Raw genomic sequence first — 3,910 nt, forward strand, 5'->3', positions numbered from 1 at the left:
GTCAAGATGAATGTGAATGGTATTGATTGTGTTGGTGATGTTGAGGGTCGGACGTTGTTGTCTGGTTTTTTGCGGGATCGGTTGGGGTTGACGGGGACGCATGTCGGGTGTGACACGTCGCAATGCGGGGCGTGCGTTGTGCATGTGGACGGTGTTGCGGTGAAGTCTTGCACGATGTTCGCGGTTGAGGCGGACGGGTGCGAGGTGGCGACGATCGAGGGTCAGGCGGCGCCGGACGGGACGCTGAACGCGATTCAGCAGGCGTTTCAGGATCATCATGGCTTGCAGTGCGGGTTCTGCACGCCGGGGATGGTGATGTCGGCGGCGGCGCTGCTGAAGGAGAACCCGAAGCCGAGCGAGGCGGAGATCCGGGATTACCTGGAGGGCAACATCTGCCGCTGCACGGGCTATCACAACATCGTCAGGGCGATCCTGGCGGCGTCGGGGCAGGAGGTTCCGGCGCTGGCGGCGGAGTGACGCCGCTCTCCCGGGGGCGCTGCCCCCGGACCCCCGGAGTATTTGTCGCGAAGATGAAGAGGGGGCCGGGATGCGGGGCGCGGCCACGCGGGAGTCGGTTTGCAGGTAACGGGCGGCTGTGGCTGCCGGAACGGAACAAGGCGGGGCGGGACCCTGCCATCCCAAGGGAGGAATTGAGACCATGCCGAAGGATCACGGGATCGGGGCCAGCCCGAAGCGGCGCGAGGATGTGCGGTTTCTGAGCGGGACGGGCAATTACACCGACGACATCAATCTCAACGGCCAGGCCTATGTGCATTTCCTGCGTTCGGATGTGGCGCATGGCCGGTTGACCAAGGTGGATACGGCGGCGGCGGCGGCGATGCCCGGGGTGCTGCGGGTCTTCACCGGGGCGGATTTCGAGGGCGTGGGCGGTTTGCCCTGCGGCTGGCAGGTGACCGACCGGCACGGGCAGCCGATGCAGGAGCCGGGCCATCCGGTGCTGGCGCAGGGCAAGGTGCGCCACGTGGGCGACCCGATCGCGGCGGTGGTGGCCGAGACCTACGAGCAGGCGCGCGACGCGGCCGAGGCGATCGAGCTGGACATCGAGGAGCTGCCCGCGGTGGTCGACATGAAGGCGGCGTTGCAGGATGGCGCACCCAAGGTGCATGACGACCTTGAGAGCAACCTCTGCTATGATTGGGGCTTCGTCGAGGAGAACCGCGAGGCGGTGGACGCGGCGATCAAGGGGGCGGCGCATGTGACGACGCTGGAGCTGGTCAACCAGCGCATGGTCGCCAACCCGATGGAGCCGCGGGTGGCGGTCGGGGATTACAACCGGGGCACCGGGGATCACACGCTCTATACCACCTCCCAGAACCCGCATGTGATCCGGCTGTTGATGGGGGCCTTCGTGCTGGGCATTCCCGAGCACAAGCTGCGGGTGGTGGCACCCGATGTGGGCGGCGGGTTCGGCACCAAGATCTTCCATTACGCGGAGGAGGCGTTCTGCACCTTCGCGGCCAAGGCGGTGAACCGGCCGGTCAAGTGGACCAGTTCGCGCAGCGAGGCGTTCATGTCCGACGCGCATGGGCGCGATCACGTGACGAAGATCGAGCTGGCGCTGGACAAGGACAACAATTTCGTGGCGCTGCGCACGGATACGCATGCCAACATGGGCGCGTATCTGAGCACCTTCGCGCCGTCCGTGCCGACCTGGCTGCATGGCACGCTGATGGCGGGCAACTACAAGACGCCGCTGATCTACGTGAACGTGAAGGCGGTGTTCACCAACACGGTGCCGGTCGATGCCTATCGCGGCGCCGGGCGGCCGGAGGCGACGTTCCAGCTTGAGCGGGTGATCGACAAGGCGGCGCGCGAGCTTGGTGTCGACCCGATCGCGCTCAGGCGGCAGAACTTCATCACCGAGTTCCCCTATGCGACCCCGGTGGCGGTGGAATACGACACCGGCGATTACAACGCGACGATGGACAAGCTGATCGAGATCGGCGATCTCGACGGGTTCGCGGCGCGGCGCAAGGAGAGCGAGGCGCGCGGCAAGCTGCGGGGCCTGGGCGTGAACTGTTACATCGAGGCCTGCGGCATCGCGCCCAGCAACCTGGTGGGGCAGCTCGGTGCGCGCGCCGGGCTTTACGAGAGCGCCACGGTGCGGGTCAACGCGACCGGCGGGCTGGTGGTGATGACCGGCAGCCATTCCCACGGGCAGGGCCACGAGACGGCGTTCCCGCAGGTCATCGCCGAGATGATCGGGATCGACGAGAGCATGGTCGAGATCGTGCACGGGGACACGGCCAACACGCCGATGGGGATGGGCACCTACGGGTCGCGCTCTCTCGCGGTGGGGGGCAGCGCGATCGTGCGGGCGACCGAGAAGATCATCAACAAGGCCAAGCGGATCGCGGCGCACCTGATGGAGGCGTCCGAGAGCGACATCGAGCTGAAGGACGGGGCGTTCTCCGTCGCGGGGACCGACAAGTCGGTGGCCTGGGGCGACGTGACGCTGGCGGCCTATGTGCCGCACAACTATCCGCTGGAGGATATCGAGCCGGGGCTGGAGGAGACGGCGTTCTACGATCCGAGCAACTTCACCTATCCGTCGGGTGCCTATGCCTGCGAGGTCGAGGTGGATCCGGAGACCGGGCGCGTCACCATCGAGCGGATGTCTGCCGCGGACGATTTCGGCAACGTGGTCAACCCGATGATCGTGTCGGGCCAGGTCCATGGCGGGTTGGCGCAGGGGATCGGGCAGGCCTTGCTGGAAGGCTGTGTCTATGACGAGAACGGGCAGCTGCTGTCGGCCTCCTACATGGACTACGCGATGCCGCGGGCGGACGACTTGCCGATGTTCACGGTGGATCATTCCTGCGTCACGCCCTGCACCCACAACCCCCTGGGGGTGAAGGGCTGTGGCGAGGCCGGGGCGATCGGCAGCCCGCCATCGGTGGTGAACGCGGTGGTGGATGCGCTGCAATCGGCGGGCAGGGACGTGACCCATATCGACATGCCGCTGAGCCCGGCCCGGGTCTGGGCGGCGATGAACGGGTGATCCGAGCGGGGCCGGGCAGGGGGGTACCCCCCTGCACCCCCAAAGTATTTGCACAAAGATGAAGAGGCGATGCCTTTTCCGGGAGGACTGAGGATGTACAGTTTCGAAGTGGACAAGCCGGGCAGCGTGGCCGATGCGGTCGCCGCGTTGCAGGTCGAAGAGGCGATGGCGCTGGGGGGCGGTCAGACGCTGATCCCGACGCTGAAGCAGCGGCTGGCGAGCCCGTCGCGGCTGGTGAGCCTGGCGGGGATCGCCGAGATCAAGGGGGTGACGGTCGCGGATGGCGTGGTGACCGTCGGCGGCGGCACGGTGCATGCCGAGGTGGCGCGCGAGGTGGCTGACGCCTATCCGGCGCTGGCGGCGCTGGCGGGCAATATCGGCGATCCGGCGGTGAGGAACCGCGGCACCATCGGCGGATCCTTGGCCAACAACGACCCGGCGGCCTGTTATCCGTCGGCGGCGCTCGCCTCGGGCGCGACGATCGTGACCAACACGCGCGAGATCGCGGCGGACGACTATTTCCAGGGCATGTTCACGACGGCACTGCACGAGGGCGAGATCATCACCTCGGTGCGCTTCCCGGTGCCCGCGGCGGCGAGCTATCAGAAGTTCGAGCAGCCGGCGTCGCGCTTCGCCCTCGTGGGGGTGTTCCTGGCGCGGTTCGACAGCGGCGTGCGCGTCGCGGTGACCGGCGCCAGCGAGGATGGCGTGTTCCGCTGGAGCGAAGCCGAGGAGGCGCTGACCAAGGAGTTCCGGCCCGACGCGCTCACCGGCCTCGCCATCGCGCCCGACACCATGATCGCCGACCTGCACGGCACCAAGGACTACCGCGCACATATCGTCAAAGTCATGACACAACGCGCCGTCAAAAATATCTCGTGAGCGCGG

General features: G+C 67.0%; 3 protein-coding genes. All 3 read left to right on the top strand.

The genetic code is table 11. The annotated features are described in order from the left end of the window. The coding region (locus JF290_RS19350; protein WP_425503974.1) for a (2Fe-2S)-binding protein at positions 1-477 on the top strand (477 nt) is incomplete at its 5' end. A 181-nt stretch (positions 478-658) separates the two neighbouring features. Then, entirely contained in the window at positions 659-3,022 is a 2,364-nt protein-coding gene (locus tag JF290_RS19355; RefSeq protein ID WP_199026546.1) for a xanthine dehydrogenase family protein molybdopterin-binding subunit, read from the top strand. Between the two features lie 93 nt (positions 3,023-3,115). Then, positions 3,116-3,904 (top strand): FAD binding domain-containing protein, encoded by a 789-nt coding sequence (locus JF290_RS19360; RefSeq protein WP_199026547.1) that lies wholly within the window; start codon positions 3,116-3,118, stop codon positions 3,902-3,904. Positions 3,905-3,910 lie beyond the last annotated feature (6 nt).

This window comes from Sedimentitalea arenosa (genome assembly GCF_016428585.1).
Classification (GTDB): domain Bacteria; phylum Pseudomonadota; class Alphaproteobacteria; order Rhodobacterales; family Rhodobacteraceae; genus Sedimentitalea; species Sedimentitalea arenosa.

Bases quoted from the DNA above. Each gene is read 5' to 3' on its own strand.
- JF290_RS19360 (WP_199026547.1), top strand. From the start codon at position 3,116: ATGTACAGTTTCGAAGTGGACAAGCCGGGCAGCGTGGCCGATGCGGTC.
- JF290_RS19355 (WP_199026546.1), top strand. From the start codon at position 659: ATGCCGAAGGATCACGGGATCGGGGCCAGCCCGAAGCGGCGCGAGGAT.